The sequence below is a fragment of the Rhodococcus sp. IEGM 1406 genome (assembly GCF_030056745.1).
GTDB classification, from domain to species: Bacteria; Actinomycetota; Actinomycetes; order Mycobacteriales; family Mycobacteriaceae; genus Rhodococcus_F; species Rhodococcus_F erythropolis.
On record NZ_JASHKO010000002.1, the window covers coordinates 1,205,571 to 1,226,304 of the forward strand.

18 protein-coding genes and 1 riboswitch are annotated in these 20,734 nt (G+C 61.6%); of the genes, 8 read left to right on the forward strand and 10 right to left on the reverse strand.

The features are described 5' to 3' along the window. Window positions 1–62: 62 nt before the first annotated feature. The gene (locus QM596_RS15020; RefSeq protein WP_029537878.1) at window positions 63–704 is read left to right on the forward strand and encodes a dihydrofolate reductase family protein; all 642 of its coding nucleotides are present in this window, start codon (window positions 63–65) and stop codon (window positions 702–704) included. Between the two features lie 48 nt (window positions 705–752). Here the strand turns inward: QM596_RS15020 and QM596_RS15025 are convergent, their stop codons facing one another. Further along, window positions 753–1,061, reverse strand: a complete 309-nt coding sequence (locus QM596_RS15025; RefSeq protein WP_019747641.1) for a rhodanese-like domain-containing protein — start codon at window positions 1,059–1,061, stop codon at window positions 753–755. Between the two features lie 85 nt (window positions 1,062–1,146). Here QM596_RS15025 and QM596_RS15030 point away from each other — a divergent pair, with 85 nt between their 5' ends. After that, window positions 1,147–1,986 (forward strand): CPBP family intramembrane glutamic endopeptidase, encoded by an 840-nt coding sequence (locus QM596_RS15030; protein ID WP_019747640.1) that lies wholly within the window; start codon window positions 1,147–1,149, stop codon window positions 1,984–1,986. A gap of 33 nt (window positions 1,987–2,019) precedes the next feature. Continuing rightward, entirely contained in the window at window positions 2,020–2,910 is an 891-nt protein-coding gene (locus QM596_RS15035) for a poly(ethylene terephthalate) hydrolase family protein (protein WP_019747639.1), read from the forward strand. On the opposite strand, the gene QM596_RS15040 is transcribed toward QM596_RS15035, so the two are convergent. The 4 genes from QM596_RS15040 to QM596_RS15055 all read right to left on the reverse strand — a co-directional run bounded on the left by QM596_RS15040 (window position 2,897) and on the right by QM596_RS15055 (window position 8,599). Next, window positions 2,897–3,904: a zinc-dependent alcohol dehydrogenase family protein gene (locus QM596_RS15040; RefSeq protein WP_283309260.1), complete on the reverse strand. Its 1,008-nt coding sequence runs from the start codon at window positions 3,902–3,904 to the stop codon at window positions 2,897–2,899. The two genes, QM596_RS15035 and QM596_RS15040, sit on opposite strands and share 14 nt — an antisense overlap. A 58-nt stretch (window positions 3,905–3,962) precedes the next feature. Further along, on the reverse strand, window positions 3,963–4,733 hold the full coding sequence (locus QM596_RS15045; RefSeq protein ID WP_020906972.1) for a glucose 1-dehydrogenase: 771 nt from the start codon (window positions 4,731–4,733) through the stop codon (window positions 3,963–3,965). Between the two features lie 14 nt (window positions 4,734–4,747). Continuing rightward, the gene (locus tag QM596_RS15050; protein ID WP_007727425.1) at window positions 4,748–5,095 is read right to left on the reverse strand and encodes a hypothetical protein; all 348 of its coding nucleotides are present in this window, start codon (window positions 5,093–5,095) and stop codon (window positions 4,748–4,750) included. A 216-nt stretch (window positions 5,096–5,311) separates the two neighbouring features. Beyond that, window positions 5,312–8,599 (reverse strand): error-prone DNA polymerase, encoded by a 3,288-nt coding sequence (locus tag QM596_RS15055; RefSeq protein ID WP_283309261.1) that lies wholly within the window; start codon window positions 8,597–8,599, stop codon window positions 5,312–5,314. Window positions 8,600–8,868: 269 nt separating this feature from the next. On the opposite strand from QM596_RS15055, the gene phoA reads away from it, so the two are divergent. Beyond that, a complete protein-coding gene (gene phoA, locus QM596_RS15060) occupies window positions 8,869–10,401 on the forward strand; it encodes an alkaline phosphatase (protein WP_021343627.1) in 1,533 nt (510 codons plus the stop codon). 37 nt (window positions 10,402–10,438) lie between these two features. Here the strand turns inward: phoA and QM596_RS15065 are convergent, their stop codons facing one another. The 4 genes from QM596_RS15065 to QM596_RS15080 are packed head-to-tail and all read right to left on the reverse strand — an operon-like array spanning window position 10,439 to window position 14,068. Beyond that, on the reverse strand, window positions 10,439–11,209 hold the full coding sequence (locus tag QM596_RS15065) for a (2Fe-2S)-binding protein (protein WP_211917107.1): 771 nt from the start codon (window positions 11,207–11,209) through the stop codon (window positions 10,439–10,441). Further along, window positions 11,206–12,039 (reverse strand): ABC transporter ATP-binding protein, encoded by an 834-nt coding sequence (locus QM596_RS15070; protein ID WP_020969107.1) that lies wholly within the window; start codon window positions 12,037–12,039, stop codon window positions 11,206–11,208. Before QM596_RS15070 ends, QM596_RS15065 begins: the two co-directional genes overlap by 4 nt. Continuing rightward, window positions 12,036–13,076, reverse strand: a complete 1,041-nt coding sequence (locus tag QM596_RS15075) for a FecCD family ABC transporter permease (protein ID WP_113683062.1) — start codon at window positions 13,074–13,076, stop codon at window positions 12,036–12,038. The genes QM596_RS15070 and QM596_RS15075 overlap by 4 nt, the downstream gene beginning before the upstream one ends. Next, entirely contained in the window at window positions 13,073–14,068 is a 996-nt protein-coding gene (locus QM596_RS15080; RefSeq protein WP_283309343.1) for an ABC transporter substrate-binding protein, read from the reverse strand. Before QM596_RS15080 ends, QM596_RS15075 begins: the two co-directional genes overlap by 4 nt. A gap of 116 nt (window positions 14,069–14,184) precedes the next feature. Then, window positions 14,185–14,332: riboswitch (cobalamin riboswitch) on the reverse strand. A gap of 69 nt (window positions 14,333–14,401) precedes the next feature. Between QM596_RS15080 and QM596_RS15085 the strand changes: the two genes are divergently transcribed. The 4 genes from QM596_RS15085 to QM596_RS15100 all read left to right on the forward strand — a co-directional run bounded on the left by QM596_RS15085 (window position 14,402) and on the right by QM596_RS15100 (window position 19,303). Continuing rightward, entirely contained in the window at window positions 14,402–16,522 is a 2,121-nt protein-coding gene (locus QM596_RS15085; RefSeq protein ID WP_020906965.1) for an MMPL family transporter, read from the forward strand. 129 nt (window positions 16,523–16,651) lie between these two features. Next, entirely contained in the window at window positions 16,652–16,774 is a 123-nt protein-coding gene (locus tag QM596_RS15090) for a hypothetical protein (protein ID WP_256063593.1), read from the forward strand. Between the two features lie 50 nt (window positions 16,775–16,824). After that, window positions 16,825–18,819 carry an SDR family oxidoreductase gene (locus QM596_RS15095; RefSeq protein WP_283309262.1) on the forward strand — a complete coding sequence of 665 codons (1,995 nt, stop codon included), beginning with the start codon at window positions 16,825–16,827 and terminating at the stop codon, window positions 18,817–18,819. Window positions 18,820–18,871: 52 nt separating this feature from the next. Beyond that, complete coding sequence (locus QM596_RS15100) at window positions 18,872–19,303, forward strand: hypothetical protein (RefSeq protein WP_283309263.1); 432 nt, start codon at window positions 18,872–18,874, stop codon at window positions 19,301–19,303. Window positions 19,304–19,683: 380 nt separating this feature from the next. On the opposite strand, the gene QM596_RS15105 is transcribed toward QM596_RS15100, so the two are convergent. Then, window positions 19,684–20,673, reverse strand: a complete 990-nt coding sequence (locus QM596_RS15105) for a threonine ammonia-lyase (protein WP_283309264.1) — start codon at window positions 20,671–20,673, stop codon at window positions 19,684–19,686. Window positions 20,674–20,734 lie beyond the last annotated feature (61 nt).

Genomic DNA, 20,734 nt, shown 5'->3' on the forward strand with positions numbered 1-20,734 from the left:
GAGTTTTGCCTCGCCGTACGGTCTGTACTCACGTAGACCATTGTCGAGAGCGGGAGTACACGGTGAGTCAGTTATTACGAGTACAGAATTTCAGCGTTTCCAGTGACGGAATAGCCTGCGGTCCGGACCAAAGCTTCGAGAGCCCGTTCGGCCTGGACCACGGTGAAATGTTTGCGTGGGCGGGAGCTACAGCGAGCTGGCCCAATCGCACCGATCCCGGCGGCAGCCGAGGCATCGACGACTATTTCACGCGGGACTTCTCCAACAACATCGGTGCCGAAATCATGGGCCGCAACAAATTCGCACCATACCGCGGCCCTTGGGAGAATCTCGAGTGGCAGGGGTGGTGGGGCGACGAGCCGCCGTTCCACACCCCGGTTTTTGTCTTGACCCACCACGTGCGGCCGTCGTTCACGCTATCGGACACGACATTCCACTTCGTCGACGCTGACCCGGCGACGGCCCTCGAGCAGGCACGTGAGGCAGCGCAGGGCAAGGACGTTCGACTCGGCGGCGGGGTCAGCACTATCCGTGAATTCCTCGACGCCGATCTGGTCGACACGATGCACATCGCTGTCTGCCCGATCGAATTCGGATCCGGTCTACGCCTGTGGGAGACACCTGATGAGTTGCGCGACCGCTTCAACCTCGAAATCGTGCCGAGCCCGAGCGGCGTGACGCATCACCTGTTCTGGCGAAAGTGACCGGTGGGGGCGGCTCCCGAAACGGGAACTGCCCCCATCAGTTGTGTCTTAGGCTCCGGTCTCGACCTGGCGCCCCGACTGGTACCACGCCATTGTTCCACCGGCCACCGAAACGGCATTGATGCCACGGGCCTGCAGATACTCCGCGGCCTGCAGGCTACGGCCACCGACGGCGCAGATGATGTACACCGTTTCCGCGTCCGGAATTTCACCGACGCGAGAGACGAATTCGCTGAGCGGAATGAGCGCCGCACCGGGAACTCGGACCTGAGCGAACTCGTCGGGCTCACGGACGTCGATCAGCGGCTCACCTGCCGCCAATGCCGTGTCCAGTGCATTCAAGTCGACTTCCAACATGTCTTCTGCGTCCTGCCTTCGTGTTCGCTGCTGTCCGAATAGACGGTACCGCGTGATTTCGTGTGGTTGCCTTTACGATCTGACAATGACCAATACTGTTCCCGAAAAGTCGGGTTTTTGGAGTCGACCCACTTTGTGGAAGTTGCTCCTTCTCATCGTTGCCTATTTGGTCTTCTACCTTGCCGCCGGGCAGGTGATCTCGCGTGTTTTCGCCGACCAGATCGACACGGACAACGTGGTCTCGAGTGCCTCGAGCATCATCTTCGGCGTCATGTTGCCCATCGCGATCGGTGCAGTTGCGTTGCTGATCTTCACGGTCAAGGTCGGCTGGCTCAGCAGTATCTTCGGTCCTCAACCGGTCCGCGGACGCGGCTGGATGTGGATCGGGCCGATTATCGTCGTTGCCGCCATCGCTGCCCACCTGGCCGGAACCGACTGGAGCGCGTGGTCGGCCGGCGAAATCGTCTCGTTGATCGCCCTCGGTGTATGTGTCGGTCTCGCAGAGGAATTGGTCACCCGAGGTATTGCAGTGAAGATGCTTCGTGATGCCGGCCACCGAGAACGCTTCGTCGCTGTTGTGTCGTCCCTACTGTTCGCACTCATGCACACGGTGAACTTCATCGCGGGAATGGAACTGGCAACAGTCCTTGCCACCGTCGTCTACACCTTCGGATTCGGAATGTGCATGTACTTGACCATGCGCGTGACGGGCACGATCTGGGCCGCAATCGTGTTGCACGGCCTCACCGACCCCACCACCATTCTCTCGACCGGCGGGCTCGACACCTCGGTGACGACGGGTGCCAGCGGAGCCACCACGATCGCCACACTGCTCACTGTCGTGCTGGTCGCCTTCGGCGTAGTTGCCATCTTCTTCATCCGCGGCCGGGTCGGCGAAGAGCAGCCCGCGCGCGTCTCGGCCTGACTGATCGCATGGGTACAAGACATACTTGTACCCATGCCTTCTCGGACCACACATTCGATCGCCGTCGTGACCGCATCTTTTGTTCTGGCACTATCGGGTGCCGTCACACACGCCAGTGCGGGGGTTCCGGCCGCTCCCGAAGCCGCGACTACCGAATCCATCGCATCGGAGTCGATCAGCGATCTGTACGCAGCCCAGGGTGCGCACGAGGTGGCTGCCGATTCGGTTCCCGGATACCAATTGTTCTACCCAGCCGACTTGTCCGCTGATGGCAAGCGGCATCCCGTCATCACGTTCGGCAACGGCAGCTACGCGACGTTCGAAGAGTACGAGGCCCTCCTCCGACACTTTGCGTCGTGGGGTTTTGTTGTTGTGGTGGCCGACAGCAGTGTGACCGGCGACGGTACTGAAATCTTGGGTGCCGCTCAGTACCTCGTCGATCAGAACACCAACGCTGAGAGCATTTTTCACCAGAGGATCGATACCGACAACATCGCCTCGGTCGGGCACTCCCAGGGGGCAGGTGGCGCGATCAACGCTGCAACGCAGTCGGCGAATCTGATCACCGCCACTGCGGTGCTCGACCTGCCGGACCCGTGGTGGGCTTCGCGACCTGTCGATGTCGTCGACGTGGCGAAGTTGACCGGGCCGACGTTCTTCATGACCGGCGCCGACGATCCGGTCTCCACCGCCGATCCACAAGCTGAGTACTTCGACAAAACCGCAGCACCGGCGGTCCGGGGCAGACTACTTGGCGTCGGCCACAATTGGGCCGCCGACGGCGAAGGATTCCGGGGTTACCTGACCGCGTGGCTGAGGTTCGCCCTCAGCGGCGACCAGACTGCCGGACGTGCGTTTGTCGGCGACTCGGCGGAAATCCTCACCGATCCCCATTGGGACCGGCAAGCGATCAAGGGTTTGTGATGACGATCTTGCCGTAGGCCTGCCCGGATTTCTGCTGCTCGAACGCCTCGGCAAGATCGTCCAGACGGTACGACGAATCGATGACGGGACGAAGCGCGAGGCTCTCCAGCCCTGCAACCATCTCCTCCTGATGTGCACGACTGCCCACCAGAACACCTTCGATGGTGACCTGTTTGGTCAGTAGCGAAGTCAGGTCGATCGACGACGACGGGCCGTTCATGATGCCCAGCGCGCAGATCCGGCCACCTGGTCGGACTGCCGACAGAGATTGACCGAGGGTGGACGGCCCGCCCACGTCGAGCACAAGGTCGATCCCGCCGCTGAGCCGCATCGCTTCCGATCCCCAGTCCGGGCGCTCACGGTAGTTGACCACGTGATCGGCACCGAGCTCGGTCAATCGAGCCATCTTGTCGGGAGCCGACGAGGTTGCGATCACCTGAGCTCCAGCAGCTTTGGCAAGCTGGACGGCAAACAGCGCTACCGTGCTGGTCCCGGGAATCAACACCGACGAACCTGGGATGATCGGGACGCCGGCAAACAATGCACGCCACGCGGACAAGCCCGCAGTGGGCAAGGTAGCGGCTTCTTCGTACGTGTAGTTTCGCGGCATCGACGTCACTGCCGATACCGGCACGGTGACGGTGTCACGGGCGAACCCGTCGACGCCGTCACCGGGTGAATTTCCGAATCCGTCGAAATCCGGTGCACCGCTGCGCCAATGCGGCAGATAGGTGCTCATCACACGGTCCCCGACCCCGAACTGTGTGACGCCGTCGCCGACGGCAACTACCTCGCCCGCTGCGTCGGACAACAGAATGCGAGGGCCGTCGGTCGGTATCTCGCCGGTCGCCACGAGGTAGTCGTGGTGGTTGAGCGAATTCGCGCGGATCGCGATCGTCACCTCACCCGCACCTGGCCCTGGCGTCTCGATCGTCCTCGATTCGAGGTTGTTCAACCCTCCAGGCGGAAGTACGTATACAGCGCGGTTGGTCATGGTGTGGATCCTCGCACGATTGACGATTTCGGGTGACGTTCGGAAAGGGTTCTGCTGCTCAGAGGAGAGAAGCGGTGAACCCTCCGTCGAGAACCAGGCTGCTGCCGTTGCACCACGACGACTGGTCGCTCGCAAAGAACACTGCGGCGGCGGCGACTTCCTCGGTCCGGCCGTAGCGGGTTTGCTTCGTGACCATCAGGTCGTCGAAGCCGCCGGACTCGAGGCCGAGTGCGTTCTCGAAATCCTGTTGGTGACTCTTGACCAGGTCTGTGTCGATGAATCCGGGTAGCAGGGCATTGGCTCGGATTCCGTGGAAGCGAAGTTCGGCTGACAGGGTTTCGGTGAGATTGCGAACTGCTGCTTTGGCGGCGGCATAGCTACCGATCAAGGGCGACCCGGTGGTCGACGAGATCGACGAGATGTTCACGATCGAACCGCCTCCGGATGCGACGAGCGCGGGTAGCGAATGACGGACGGTCAAGAACACTCCATCGAGGTTGACCGACATGACTTTCCGCCAGTCCTCGAACGAGGTCTCGATCAGCGGAGTCGTGGTGGCGATGCCGGCGTTGGGTACTACGACGTTCAGTCCGCCGAACTCTTCGACCGCCCTGGCGACGAGATCCTTGACCTGCTGTTCGTCGGTGACATCAGTGGTGACAGCGATAGCTCCGTCGATCGAGTCCGCCACTGCCTGTGCTGCGTCACCGTTGATGTCGGAGACTACGACGCTCGCGCCCTCCGCCCCGAATGCCCGGGCAATGGCGGCGCCGATTCCGGCACCTGCGCCGGTGACAATTGCAACTTTGTTCGCGAGAAGATCGGACATGTCAGCGTTCCCCTTCAGTTCTCGGTCGGGACGTAGAAAAGCAATTCGGGTCCGGTGTCGCCGGTAGTCGCGATGGCCTCGGACATGTCGAGAGTCCCGTCGCCCAAAGCACTTCCCAACGCCTGCGCCGTGCCCGCGAGATCTTCCGTGTCGAGTTGATAGATGCTCAGGTAGCGGCGCGCGGGCAATGCATCCTCGGGCAGCAACTGCACATCCGCCAGGAAGAATCGGGAGGCGGAGACAACTCCAGGCACTCGTTCGACGACCTGCGGAATATGCACGTCGTCGTACCAGCGGTTGAACGCGTCCTCCGAAGACGGATCGGCAGGGTGTACGTGTGCGACGAGAATCGCTGTGCTCATGGAGTTCCTCTTCAACTCGAAGTGCTTTGGATTCAGCATGTTTGGAAGGCGACAATATTCACCAGCGAGGCCACTGGTCGTGGCGGTGCCAGGCGATTCGATGGCCGCTCAAGCGACAACCCTAGGTAGGGATTGTGACCCGCGCCATATGCTCGGAGGTCAGAGTTGAGCTCCACATTTGTCCTCTCGGCACAAAACTCCGAGCAGAATCGGGCATTAGCGAAAGTCTCGCGACTTGGCTGTGACTCGCAGATCCATCAGCTGCATCCGGTCTGCCACGACAGTGACAGCGCCTTCCGCATTTTGCACCTTTCCTCGAATAAGCAACGCCGGCGCCGTATTTGCCAGTTTTCGGTACTTTGCCCACAACCCCACCGAACACACGACATTGACCATGCCGGTTTCGTCTTCGAGGTTGATGAACGTGACGCCCGCAGCTGTGGCCGGACGCTGCCGGTGTGTGACCGCTCCCCCTACCAGCACACGGTCGCCGTCCGGGATGTCGAGCAGCCTCGAAGCCGGCACCACGCCGAGCGCGTCGAGCTGTGGGCGAAGAAACTGTGTCGGATACGTGTCGGGAGATACTCCTGTCGCCCAGACATCCGCTGCCGCCAATTCGACGTCGCCCATGCCGGGAAGGGTGGGAGCTGTGACCGACGCACCGATACCGGGCAAGCGGTCCGGACGCTCCCCTGCCGCAGCGCCCGCAGCCCACAGCGCTTCTCTACGCGAGATGCCGAAGCTGGCAAGCGCGCCGGCAGTCGCCAACGATTCAGCTTGCGCGGTAGTCAGTTCCACCCGACCGGTCAGATCGAGAAACGACGTGAACGGTCCACCGAGGTCGCGCTGTTCGACAATTTTCTCGGCGAGCGCATCGCCGATGTTGCGCACTTCCCCCAGTCCCAGCCGAACCTCGAATCCACCTGCCTCGACGGTGGCATGCGCGAGGCTGACATTGATGTCTGCACCGTGTACCTGCACTCCGTGCCGGCGCGCATCGGCGACCAGGGACTGTGGTGAGTAGAAACCCATCGGCTGCGCTCGCAGAAGCCCGGCACAGAACGCGGCGGGGTGATGAAGCTTGAACCACGAGGAGTAGAAGACCAGTGCGGCAAAACTCTGTGAATGACTTTCCGGAAAACCGAAATTAGCGAATGCGTACAGCTTTTCGTAGATTCGGTCGGCAACCTCGTCGCCGATGCCATGTAGGTCTCGCATGCCCTGGTACAGCCTCGCTCGCAGTTGCTCCATCTTCTCGGTGGAACGTTTCGATCCCATTGCCCGACGCAATTGATCGGCCTCGGACGGCGTGAAACCCGCAACGTCGACGGCCATCTGCATCAACTGTTCCTGAAACAACGGAACCCCCAATGTGCGTTCGAGTGCCTTCTCGAGCGACGGATGGTCATAGGACACAGGTTCGAGTTTGTTGCGCCGGCGGATGTACGGATGGACTGATCCGCCTTGAATCGGCCCGGGACGGATGAGTGCGACTTCGACCACCAGGTCGTAGAAATTTCGAGGCTTCAGACGCGGCAGTGTCGCCATCTGCGCACGTGATTCCACTTGGAACACCCCTACCGAATCTGCCCGCTGCAACATCTCGTACACCGCTGTTTCCGACAGATCGAGATGCGCCAAATCGACTGTGATGCCTTTGTGTTCGGCCACCAGATCCATCATGTAATGCAAAGCCGAGAGCATGCCGAGCCCGAGTAGATCGAACTTGACCAGCCCAGCGGCAGCACAATCGTCCTTGTCCCACTGCAGGACACTGCGATTGGCCATCCGCGCCCACTCCACCGGGCAAACGTCGGCGATAGGACGATCACAGATGACCATTCCGCCGGAGTGGATACCGAGGTGCCGTGGATAGCCTTCGATCTGCGCCGCCAGTTCGAGTACCGGACGCGGAATATCGGTATCCGCATTCTTGTCGATACCACCCCACCGGCCGACCTGCTTACTCCACGCATCTTGCTGGCCCTGCGAAAAGCCAAGCGCGCGAGCCATGTCCCGCACCGACGACTTTCCTCGATAGGTGATGACATTGGCTACCTGCGCGGCATACGTACGCCCGTATTTCGCGTACACGTGCTGGATCGCCTCTTCCCGGCGATCCGACTCGATGTCCACGTCGATATCCGGTGGGCCGTCGCGCTCGGGCGCAAGAAACCGCTCGAACAGCAATTTGTTGCGAACCGGATCGACGTTGGTGATGCCGATCGCGTAACACACCGCAGAGTTCGCAGCGGAACCCCTTCCCTGACAGAGGATGTCGTTGTTCTTGCAGAACGACACGATGTCATGCACGACCAGGAAGTATCCGGGAAAGTTCAATCCCTCGATGATGGCAAGTTCATGTTCGAGCTGTTTGTATGCCTTCGGTGCACCTTCCGGGGGTCCGTAGCGTTCCAGCGCACCCACCATGGTCAGCTCACGCAACCAGGACGCCTCGGTATGCCCGGCGGGAACGTCGAACGGTGGCAATTTGGGCGCGATGAGCTTGAGATCGAAAGCGCACTCACGACCAAGATCGGCGGCACCACTGACAGCCTCGGGATAGAGCGAGAACAGCGTTGCCATCTCCGCGCCGGACCGCAGGTGTGCTCCGCCGGTCGGAGCCAACCATCCAGCTGCCTCATCCAAGCTTTGACGCGCCCGCACAGCTGCCATTGCCATGGCGAGGCGTCGACGCGGAGGAGCGGCGAAGTGTGCGGCGGTGGTCGCCACCGTACGTAGTCCACGTTCTCTCGCCAGTTCTGCAAGAACGGCATTGCGCTCGTCGTCCTCCGCCAACCCATGATGAGTGAGCTCCACCGACACTCGCTCCGCCCCGAAACGCTCGACCAGATCCTGCAAGGCCTCCGCCGCGGCTTCGCGACCACCCGACGTCAAGGCTTGCCGCACATGACCTTTGCGGCACCCGGTCAGGATCTGCCAGTGCCCACCGGCGGCTTCGGTCAGCGCGTCGTAGTTGTACTGCAGTTTGCCCTTCTCACCGCCCGCCAGATGTGCGGCGGCTATCTCCCGCGAAAGACGGCGATATCCTTCCTGCCCACGGGCAAGTACCAGAAGATGCGTTCCACCGGGATCTGCCGTCCCAGTTCTGGGTACCGAATCGAGCGACAACTCGGCCCCGAACACGGTCCGCATTCCCCATTCACGCGCAGCCTCCGCAAACCTCACCACGCCGTAGAACCCGTCGTGATCGGTGACGGCAATCGCCTCGAGCCCGAGACGCACAGCTTCCTCGACCAGTTCTTCCGGCGGTGATGCGCCGTCGAGGAAGCTGAAGGCCGAGTGAGCGTGCAGTTCTGCGTAAGGAACCACGCCGGTGCCACGAGTGAGTTCGCCTGCGTGATACTCGCCGCGCTTTCGTGACCAGGCGGGACTGTCACTTCCGTCGCCCGGGAACAAATCCTCGTGTTCCACGCGGCCTGGCCGTCCGGACAGCACCCGTTCCATCTCGGACCACGTCGGCGGCCCATTTCCCCAACCCACACTGACCTCGCACCTGATCGAGCCGGCCGTCACGGGACGACCGACTGCTCGAGGATGCCGAAAGGGAAGACGCACCACATGCATCGAACTGATGTTCGATGCAGATTCAGTCTGACAGGTCACTCACCCGCAGTCAACAGAGCGAATCTCAACCCTCACCGTCTCGTCACATTCAGATGTACGCATGTCTGCACTCCGTTCACTTTGGCCCCAGATCATTAGCGGCGTTCATAATCTCCATCCATACTGTTTCCAGGAGTACTACTCGTATGTCGTTCTCGCGCAACACACGTAGGTTGACGGCCGTCGCCGGCGCCGTCGCCGTTCTGGCCGCCGCCGGCTGCAGCAGCAGTGCCGACGAGGCAACAGGTTCGAACGGCACGACCGTCGATCGCGCCGCGACCGGCGAACTGTCCTCGAACGGTGGTGCTCGCCGCATCGACGGTGATCAGTCGGCCGCAGTGCGTGACGCCGTCAACGCGTCCGGCGCGAAGAACGTCATCCTCCTGATCGGGGACGGCATGGGCGACTCGGAGATCACCGCCGCGCGCAACTACGCCGAGGGTGCTGCTGGCAGCTTCGCCGGCCTCGACGCCCTGCCGATCACCGGCCAGTACACGCACTACGCACTGACCAAGGACGGCAAGCCCGACTACGTCACCGACTCCGCTGCCAGTGGATCGGCATGGTCCACCGGCACCAAGACCTACAACGGCGCGATTTCCGTCGACATCAAGGGGCAGGCCCAGTCGACCGTCCTCGAGATCGCCAAGGCGAACGGCAAGGCCACCGGCAACGTCTCCACCGCCGAGGTACAGGACGCCACCCCCGCAGTGCAGGTCGCGCACGTCAGCGGCCGCAAGTGCTACGGACCCGAGGCGACGTCCAAGTCCTGCCCGGAGAACGCCATCGAGAACGGCGGCAAGGGGTCGATCAGCGAACAGCTCCTCGACACCCGCGCCGACGTCACCTTTGCCGGCGGCGCCAAGTCCTTCGCTGAAACCGCGAAAGCCGGTGACTGGCAGGGCAAGACCCTCAACGAGCAAGCTGCCGCTCGTGGCTACCAGCTGGTGAAGAATGCCGCCGAGATGAACGAGGTCGGCAAGGCCGATCAGGACGCACCCGTGCTCGGGCTGTTCGCCGACGGCAACATGCCCGTCCGCTGGGAAGGCTCTGTCGCCACCCGCGACGGTTACCTGCAGCCCGCCGAGACCTGCATCGACAACCCCAAGCGAACCTCCGACGTACCGAAGCTCGCGGACATGACGCAGAAGGCAATCGACCTACTGAAGGTCAACGACAACGGATTCTTCCTCCAAGTCGAAGGTGCCTCGATCGACAAGCAAGATCACGCAGCCAACGCGTGCGGTCAGATCGGTGAAACCGTCGACCTCGACGAAGCTGTGCAGAAGGCACTCGAATTTGCGAAGACCGACGGAGAAACCCTGGTCATCGTCACAGCCGACCACGCTCACACCAGCCAGATCGTCACCAACGTCAGCGCAGACGACATCGCCACCATCGCCAAGGACCAGAACATCCCGGTCGAGCGCGCCCAGGAAATCGTCTACCCCGGTCTGACCCGCAAGCTGACCACGAAGGACGGCTCGGAGATGACGATCAGCTACGGAACGTCCGAAGATCCGGCCGTCGAATCCGAAGGGCATACCGGAACTCAGTTGCGCGTAGCAGCTTTCGGCCCGCACGCGGCCAATGTCAGCGGCCTCACTGACCAGACCGATCTGTTCTTCACGATGACCGACGCGCTGGGACTCGACCGTTCCAAGGTCGCAGCTCACTGACCTGACCAAACCCGACCCGGTAAAAGCCTGGGTCCAGTCACACCAGAGCAGCCAAGGCGCGCACCCGATCTTCGGGTGCGCGCTTCGGGCAACTGGTGCACTTGCCTTCACCTGGCACCTCGTAGATCAGGCAGCACGATGCCCGCTGCGTGAATCTGCGTCGCCCTGATGCCACCGGTGTCAACGGATTAGAAACGCGCACAACACTTTCATTGCGGCCGACATCGACGAAACGCGGGACGGGAATGCCCGGGTTCTCACCGCGGAGAACATCGATCAGACCGGCAGCAAATGCACTTCCGCGCTCCCTCGCGCTACCGGCGGCGTCGAGGCTGCGATTGGCGATGGAGTCCGTCGCGATCGCCCACAGCGCCTGCTGCCGAACGCCGGACACCTCGGCGAGTACCTCGATCACGGGACTGAGTGAGCGGAGCATCGCGTGGCCCAACTCCGCCACACTCCGCGAGATCGGAATGACCGATCCGGCAGCAAACCCGCCCAGATAGCCGTTGTCACGCAAGAAGATCCGCCCACCGTTCAACGATGGATCGGCCGCGAACCCGGTGACCATTCCGGTTCCGATCGGAATGCCAGTCAGCGTGGAACTGGCCGAGTACCACCACAATGTGCCGTTCACTCGGCTGTCCGCACTCCCCCATCGCTCGGCCGTATCAGCGACACGTGCTGCCAACCACTGGGGGTCGGTCATCAACACCGCGGGCACCGTATCCGGATACGCGCTCAGGTTGTCGAAGAACGGCACCGCTAATGCCATACGGGCGTAGATCCCGGCTACCGATTCCGTCATGCCAGCCCCAATATCTCCATCCGCGGACGTACTCCGCGTTCGACTCGCGCCTTGATGCCGAAAACCTCGGCCAACAACGGCTCGTCCAACACCTCGACCGTAGACCCACACGCGCGGAGTTCACCTTCGGTGAGCACGGCAAGGTTGTCGCAGTACTCGACTGCCAACCGTAGATCGTGCATCGTGACCACAACCGCGAGCCCCGCCGACGCAAGTTCGGCGAGCAATTCCATCACGATCAACTGGTGACGAAGATCGAGATGATTGGTCGGCTCGTCCAACAACAGAACCTTGGGCTCCTGAGCCAACGCGCGCGCTATCGAGACACGTTGCCGCTCACCACCCGACAGGGTGGACACGTCGCGTCCGGCAAGCTCGACCAAACCAACCTGCTCGATGCACCGGTCCACGATGGCGGTATCTCGCTCAGTGCTTCGGTCCAACCAGCTACGGTGCGGAGTTCGTCCGAGCGCGATCGATTCACGAACCGAAAGTCCTGCCGAGACAGTAGGTTCCTGGACGCTCGCCGAGATGGTTTTGGCGATGTCCTTACGCGAGAGCGTCGTCGAGTCGGCTTGATCGATCAGAACTGCGCCACCTGTCGGAGTCAAAGCGTTGTAGCAGCAGCGCAGCGCCGTCGTCTTGCCACTGCCGTTGGGTCCGACCAAGCCCAATATTTCACCGGACGTCACCGCGAAAGTGATGCCGCGCAGGACTTCGCGGTTGCCAAGCCGCGCCCGGGTCTCGACGAGTTCGAGCAGAGGCGCAGCTTCGGCGTCCTTCGGGAGTGTCTCTGTTCTGGCCTGTGTCACTGTTCTGGTCTGCGTCACTGTTCGAGCCTCCGATACTGCCGGTAGAGCATCCAGACGAAGATCGGTGCACCCACGAGGGCGGTGATCACTCCGACCGGAACTTCGGTGGATTGTGCCACCGAGCGCGCAGCGGTATCCGCGGCAACCATCGCGACGGCGCCCAGAAGGGCTGCAGCAGGGAGCAGTCGAATTGCTCTGGTGCCGACGATGAAACCGGCCAGATGTGGGATCAGGAGGCCGATGAATCCGATTCCACCGGCAACGCTGACTGCCGCGCCCGCCAGTACGGAGACCGCAAGCAAGGACAACACTCGGAACCGTCGGACGTTCATACCGAGGGCAGCAGCCCCGTCGTCACCGGTCTGCAAGACGTCCATCCACCGCGAACTGAACAGAAGGGCGGTACCGACGACGACCAGCGTGATCGACGGGAAGATCAGCGTCGACCATCGCGCATCACCGAATCCGCCGGCAATCCAGTGCATCACCGACGTCACGTGCCGATCATCGGCCAACACCAGGATGCAAAAGGTGATGAGTGCCGAGAATATCTGGGCGAGCGCGACACCCACCAAAATGATCGCGGTCGGCTGCGGATACCGGCCGCCGATCAGCAGTGCGAGAAACAACGGGATCATCGCCCCGACGAATGCTGCGACCGGAATCGTGAAAACCCCGAGGAGGCCGGCGCCGAAACCCAGCACCGACACGAGCACGACCATGAATCCCGCACCCGACGAAACTCCGAGCAGATACGGGTCGGCAAGAGGATTCCGTGTGACAGCCTGAGCAACAGCACCCGACATCGCCAAGGACGCACCCACCACCGCAGCCGTCAGGGCGCGCGGTAGGCGAGAATCGATCACGATCGACTCCCGCGCCGCGGTCCACCACGTCTCGAAAGTCCCTGGTGCCAAACGGGCTCCGACTATCGCCCAGACGTCACCGACAGGGATGCGAACCGATCCGAAGGAGACAGCCAACCCCAGTACGATCGCCAAGGCGACCAACAAGGCGACAAGCAGGGCGCCGTACCCGTAACGCGTGCGGGTCACTTTGCCGCGTCAGCGCCCGGATGGAAGGCTGTTGCGATGGTCTGTGCCGAACGCACCAACCGTGAACTCTCGAACAGGTCTGCGAGAGGAACCACGACGAACCGGTTCTGCTGCACAGCAGGGGTGGTCGCCATCAACGGCTGGGCACGGAGGAAGTCGATCTTCTGCTCGGCCGTCTTGTCGCCGTAGTCGATGACCACGATCGCCTGGGGTGCACGCTCGGCAACAGCTTCCCACGATGCGTCGATGTAGGGCTTTGTCCCTTCGGCGAAGATGTTCGACACGCCGGAGTATTCCGCGACCAATTGACCGACGCCGACTCCGCCGATAGTCGTCGGAACCTGGTCACCACTGTCGTAGAAGAAGGTCGGTACCGGCGCCGCGTCCCCGACCGAAGCGCGGACGGAATCGAGACCATCGCTGATCTCCTCTGCGACCTCGCGGGCGGAATCTTCAACGCCCAGGACTCGACCGAGTTGCGTGTAGTCGTTCTCGAGCAATCCGATGTCAGGGAAACCGGTGCCACAGTATTCGGAGAACAAGAAGGTGTTGATTCCGCGCTCGCCGAAAGCGTCTCGGGAACGGCCTTGCTTCTCGTTGAAGGCACTGGTCATTCCTCCGACCACGAAGTCCGGATCGACGTCGAGGACCTGCTCCATGCTGGGGAACGTATCGGAGAGGCTGGGAATCTTGTTGAATTGATCGGCGGTCTCCGCAGTTGGCGGGTTGTCGCTGTACGCCCGACCGACGATCCGGTCACCCGCACCGATTTCGATGAGCGCCTCGGTGACATGCCCGTTCAAGGACACGATGCGCTGCGGCGGCGAGTCGAAGGTCATCTCTCGATCGCAGTTGGTCACGGACACAGGCTGTGCGAAGGATTCCGCAGCAGACGCGGACTCTGATTCCTGGCCTTTGGAACAACCTGCCGAAACCAAGGCGACCGCGATGAGAACGGCGGCGGCGCGGGACGGGGAGAACTGAAGTGACACGGGGACCTCGTAAGGGCTCTGAGCCACGAATGAGAATCCGACAGACAACTCCGCCCGCACACTGATACTCGGCCAGAGCTCCTGCTGGACTTCCTTTTCGTAGACCACGACGAATGGATGTCGCACACCGCGCGGTGGGTAATCGGGCTTGCCGACGCTCGGTGACTACCGAGAATCGACCTACCGTTGCGGGTCAGCGCCGGATTCGGACCGGCTTCCCCCACACGCGTGGCTTGCAAGTGCTTCGAGCAGTATGCATGACGTTTCCGATTCAAGACCAAACGCCCACTACAGTCGATCTGGCCAGACGCCCCCACACACCGGAGTTGATACATGACACGCTGGGCCCAAACCGTCGTCGCCCGGAAATGGTGGGTACTGAGCCTCGCGGTTCTGATAGTTCTCATCAGTGGGGTGTGGGGACTCGGAGTGTTCGGCAAGCTCAGCCAGGGCGGCTTCATCGATCCGGGCAGCGACTCCGCGAAGGTTGCGGACATCATCGAAGACAATCTCGGACCGCAGACCCCGGACATCATCGCGATCTACTCACCCACAGACGGTAAGACCCTCGACGACATCGGGCCGGCAGTGACGGCCGCCGTCGACCAGTTCAAAACGGAAGTGCCGACCGCGTCGGTGAAGTCGTATTGGGGAACAGACGCCGCGGCCAAGGCCAGCCTGCTCTCGAACGACGGATCCATGGCGGCCGTTGCGATCACGTTGGCACCGGACTCGGGCGTCACACCGGCCACTTTCGCAGATCTCTTGCCGAAGCTCGAAGTTGAAGGTGCCGAGGCACAATTCGCGGGTAACACCGTCGTCGGCGTCGCATTCAACACCAAGCTCGAGAAGGACCTGGTGGTCGCCGAAGCCATCGCCATTCCGATCACTCTGGTGCTGTTGGTCTTCATCTTCGGCGGCATCGTCGCTGCGGCGGTTCCGGTATTCGTGGGTGTACTCAGTGTCTTGAGCGCCTTGGCGGTTCTGCGAATCCTCACGTTGATCACCGATGTGTCCTCGTTCTCGATCAACGTCGCTTCTCTTCTCGGGTTGGGACTTGCAATCGACTACGGACTGTTCGTGGTCGGTCGGTTCCGTGAAGAACTGAATTCGGGCTCGGACCCGGGAGCGGCTGCGCAGCGGACAGTTCTGACCGCGGGTCGCACCGTCATGTTCTCGGGTCTGCTGCTGATCTGCGCGTTCAGCGGCATGCTCGTTTTCCCGCAGGCCGTCATCCGGTCTTTGGGTTTCGGTGCGATCGCAGCAGTACTGAGCGCGGCAGTTCTGTCGCTGACCGCTGTGCCTGCGCTGCTTGCCATTCTGGGGCATCGCATCAACGCCCTGACGTGGCGCAAGGATGCGGCGCAACGCGGCGAGGAACGCTCGCGCAAGTTCTGGGGCCGCGTCGTCACGTGGGTGATGAAGCGTCCGGTCGCGGTCTCGGTGACGATCGTGGCCGTGCTGCTCGTGATGGCCTCGCCGCTGCTCGGTGCCCGTTTGGGAGAACTCTCGTACACCGCACTCCCGGACAACGACCCCGCTCGCGTCGCAATGGACACGTTGGTCAACGACTTCCCGCAGACCGGCAACGGCGCGACGATGATCCTTCAGGCCGAGGACGGGAACACTCTCACCCCGGCCGAAGGTGCAGCGATCGCCGAGTCCGCCGGTCAGGTCGAGGGCATCGGTCAGGCGACCGTCGTCGCGAGCACCAATCAACTCATCGCGGTTCAGGCTCTCTACAGCGAGGGCTCTACACCCCAATCACAGAGCACCGCAGTGACAGATCTGCGTGCGATCTCCGCTCCTGACGGAACAGTGCTGCTTGTCGGTGGCGGTCAAGCCATGGTCGACGACGGCAACAACGCCGTCCTGCACTGGTTGCCGGTGATGATCCTCATCATGGTCGGATCGACCTTGATCCTGTTGTTCCTCGCGTTCGGTTCGGTGGTCCTGCCCATCAAGGCGGTACTGATGGCCGCGCTGAGCCTCGCGACCACCTTCGGTGTCCTCACCTTCGTCTTCCAGGACGGTCACGGCGTCGAACTCCTCGGGGTCAGTCAAACTCCGCTGGAGGCGACGTTCGTCGTGCTCATCCTGGCGGTGGTGTTCGGATTGTCCACGGACTACGAGGTTTTCCTGATGTCCCGGATGGTCGAGGCCAAGAACGCGGGAGCGACGACGGAGGAAGCAGTCAAGTTCGGAACCGAACGCACCGGCCGAATCGTGACGGCCGCCGCCCTACTCCTGATCGTGGTGACGGGGGCATTCGCGATGTCCGGGTTGTCGGTGATGAAGTTCCTGGGCGTCGGCATGATCGTCGCGCTGATCGTCGACGCGACCATCATCCGCATGTTGCTCGTGCCCTCGCTGGTGAAGTTGATGGGCGAAGCGAACTGGTGGGCTCCGGCCTGGATGAAAAAAGTTCACGCGAAGGTCGGCATCGGCCACTGATTTCGGGCCGCTGATCACGCACTAGTGGATTTCCCTGATCGGGCAGTCGTCCTCGAGGATGACTGCCCGATCGCCTAAATCGCTCCGCAGGGCGATGTTCTTCGAAGCTGATTTCGTCAGACTTGGAGCATGACAATTTTCGAATGGATCCTTGCAATCCCCGCTCTTGCACTTGCCGTCGCGTTCCTGTTTTCCGGAATCATCGCCGCGGGCATCGACTTCGACACCGAGGATGGCGTCATGACGCACTGATGTCCGGCTCCCTCTAGCCGTCGATCTTACTTTGGAGTAAGTTACCGACCATGGCCACATACATCGTCACTGGCGGTACCGGGTTCCTCGGACGAGCTGTACTACCGCTCCTGCTCGAGCATGATGAAACTGCTCAGATCCACGTGCTGGTCAGAGCGGGTTCTGTCGCAAAACTCGAAGGACAGGTGTCGGCAATTCCCGGCGGCGATCGAGTGCATCCGCTCGTTGGCGATCTGACCGAGCCCGAGCTGGGCATCGACTCTCCCCCGCCGGCCGACCATGTCCTTCACCTCGGCGCGATCTACGACATCACGGCCGGAGACGAGCAGGCTTCGACGAATGTCGAGGGCACACGCTCCGTGGTCGAACTTGCTGCGAAACTGGGAGCCACCCTTCATCACGTGTCATCGGTCGCAGTCGCAGGCGACTATCCGGGCACGTTCAGCGAGACCGATTTCGATTGCGGCCAAGGCTTTCCGACGCCGTACCACCGAACCAAGTTCGAAGCCGAGAAGCTCGTCCGAGAACGAGAAGGCCTCACCTGGCGTGTTTATCGGCCGTCTGCCGTGGTCGGCAACTCCGTCACCGGAGAGATGGACAAGATCGACGGACCGTATTACTTGTTCCCAGGTCTGGCGCTACTCGCGAAACTACCTGCAGCACTACCTGTCCCGATCCCCAACCTCGGGGCAACCAACGTGGTGCCGGTCGATTATGTGGCCGCTGCCCTCGTCGAGTTGATGCATGTGCCCGGCCGTGACGGCGAAGCATTCCATCTCGTCAATCCGAAACCTCAACCGGTACGCGAAATCTATGCCGGCCTCGCCAAGGCCGCCGGAGCACCGCGGCCCGCGCTCAGCCTGCCGGGCGTGATCGCCAAACCCTTTGTCTCGCCATTGCCGATGGACTCGGCAGAATCGGCACGGAAAGTCTTCCTCGATCACATCGGCATGCCTGCAGCGTTGCTCGACAACATGACGATGGCGCCGACCTTCACCTCCGAGAGAACCGTTGCCGCCCTCGCCGGATCAGGCCTGACGGTCCCCGAGTTCGGCTCCTACTCGACGGTCTTGTGGAAGTACTGGCGCGCAAACCTCGATCCCAATCGCGCACGTCGCAACCATCCCGAAGGACCACTTGTCGGGCGGATAGTCCTGATCACCGGTGGCTCGTCCGGAATCGGCAAGGCCTCTGCCATCGCCGCCGCCCAGAAAGGCGCCACAGTTCTCCTGATCGCACGCCGCACCGACGAACTCGATGCCGCGGTACAGGAGATTCGATCAAGCGGAGGCAAAGCGTTCGGTTATCCCTGCGACATCACCGACGACGAGTCGGTCCAGCACACGATCAAAAGCATTCTGACAGAACATGATCACGTGGACATGTTGGTCAACAACGCCGGCCGATCCATTCGGCGCGGCATTTACCATTCCACGGATCGTTTCCACGACTACGAACGAACAATGGCCGTGAACTACTTCGGCGCTGTGCGATTGGTGCTCGCATTGTTGCCCACCATGCGTTCTCGCCGCTTCGGTCACATCGTGAACATCAGCAGCGCGGGAGTCCAGGCGGCAACGCCTAGATTCTCAGCCTACGTGGCGAGCAAGGCCGCCCTCGACGGCTTCTCCGACGTAGCTGCCTCCGAAACCCTGGCGGACGGAATCACTTTCACGACCATCCACATGCCGCTGGTCGAAACGCCGATGATCGCTCCGACCGGCGAATACAACAACGGCCCGATCACCAGCCCGGAAAAGGCTGCGGCAATGGTGATCCGCGCGCTGATCGAACGCCCCAAGCGCATCGACGTGCCACTGGGCACTCTGGGTGATCTGGGAACCTTGTTCGCACCGCACACCAAGGACCGGATTCTCAACCAGATGTACCAGGCCTTCCCAGACTCCCCGGCGGCAAAGGGGCAGGTAGACAAAGAAACTCCGTCAGACGTTTCGGCAACACCGTCGCGTCAGCGCCATTCACGCTCGCGCATCCGCAAACTCGGCCGACGCGCCGCCCGACTCGTGCCCGGAACGCACTGGTGACCGGTGGTGTGACTTCGCCTCGTAGCGTGTTGGCCACCGCAAGGGATCTGCAGTGTTGGTCATCAGAATCTATCCTGACCATGGTCATCCCAGTTCGCTATGGCCTTCGAGTGAACTGGTAATCATTCGGGCGCATCAGCCCTTTGTTCTCCCGAGCCAAATGGGGATCGACGACGAACTTGGAGAGAAAATACTGGCGTGGACTGATCGCTTCCAAAAGTTCTTTGTGACCGAGATCGACGGCTTCGCGATGCGACCGAGGTGGCGTCCAGGGATCAACGTTTTCGACTGGTACGACGAGGGCTATCAGATCGTGGGCGAACTTCGGGCACAGTTTCCGGACGTGCACGTCAAGCCTGAATTTGCCCAGTATGTCTTTTCGGTCAACGAGCGTCGGGAAAGTATGGGGCTTGTGCCGGTCAGCCTTCCGAACGAACCCAAGGCCGGGCACATAAGCATCACTGAACTCCTGCACCCCAAATGACTTTCAGAGCCATGGCGATGAATGCGATCGATACTGCGGCAGTGATCGAGTTTTCCCATCCGAGGGCGAAGTAAACTGCGGAAGAATCGAAATCCACTGCCTTGCAAGAGGCTACGGGAAACGGGATCCAGGCCCATCGTGTTTCTTCGAGTAATCCGATTCCATACGAACTTGATCTACAAAGCTCCGATGCGGACGCTGGGAACCCCCAACGTGAGGTCACTCCGAAACTCACGATCAATCCAAGAAGACCGACGACCAGCATGAGTGCGCAAATATTGAGAGTACGTGACTTTTCTCGGGGTGAAGTCATTGGCACACAGTACTTCGGCTTTCCGTCAGTTCGCTGACACTGCACATTGTTCCGAATACGAGTTCAATTAGCTGACGACCCTGCGGATCTCGCTCTCGGAGGCATTGGCGCCCGTGCAGACGACGGCAACACGCTTACCCGCGAAGGTGTTCGGATGTGCGTGGACCGCAGCAAGTGCGGCCGCACCGGCGCCCTCACTCAAAGTGTGTGCGTCGAAAAGGAGAGCCCGCTGCGCGAGGGTGATGTCATCGTCCGTGACGAGCAAGAAACCACCTAGCCGTTCTCGCATGACACGTTGAGTCAATGAGAATCCGGCCCCGGTCGCGAGCCCTTCGACACGAGTGGCGTTCGGGCGCTCGACACAAGTGCCGGAAGTCCACGAGTCGTGCGCCGCTCGTGCGGCCTCCGACTGCACCGCGAAGACCTCCAGGTGCGGTGCAAGCGCACTGGCGACGAGGCAAGCGGCCGCCGCACCACTGCCACCACCGACGGGGACCACCACGGCGTCCAGATCTGACTGCTGCTCGACGAGTTCGACGTACGCCGTGGCAACACCGGCGAGGATTGCCGGCTCATTGGCGGCGCTGACGAGACGCAGGCCGTCACGTTCGCTGATGAACTCTGCGTGAGCGCGTGCCTCGTCGAAGTTTGCGCCGTGCTCGATGAGCTCGGCCCCAAGCATGCGGACAGCGTGAGCCTTGACCGGATTCGCCCCAGCCGGCATCACAATTACGCACCGCACCCCCGCATCCGCTGCGGCATACGCCAGGGACTGAGCATGATTTCCCGTCGAGTAGCCAATGATGCCTCGAGCCCGCGTCGGCTCATCGAGTCCAGCCACCAAGTTCAGTCCACCACGAACCTTGAACGCACCTGTGGGTTGCACGTTCTCATGTTTGACGAACAACTGGCTGCACGAGCCCGCTCCCAAGGTCGGGTGCGATATCAGGGGCGTGACCGGTAGGTGGCGTCGGACAACCTGACTTGCACGCTGAATGTCCGCCCATGTGGGTGGTTGTAGCCCGGTTGTTGCCGCGAGATCAGGTGCCTGTGCCATGTGGATCACCCTGTCAAACACCGATTCATAGGTCCAATACATCTTTTCGTCGAAAGCATCG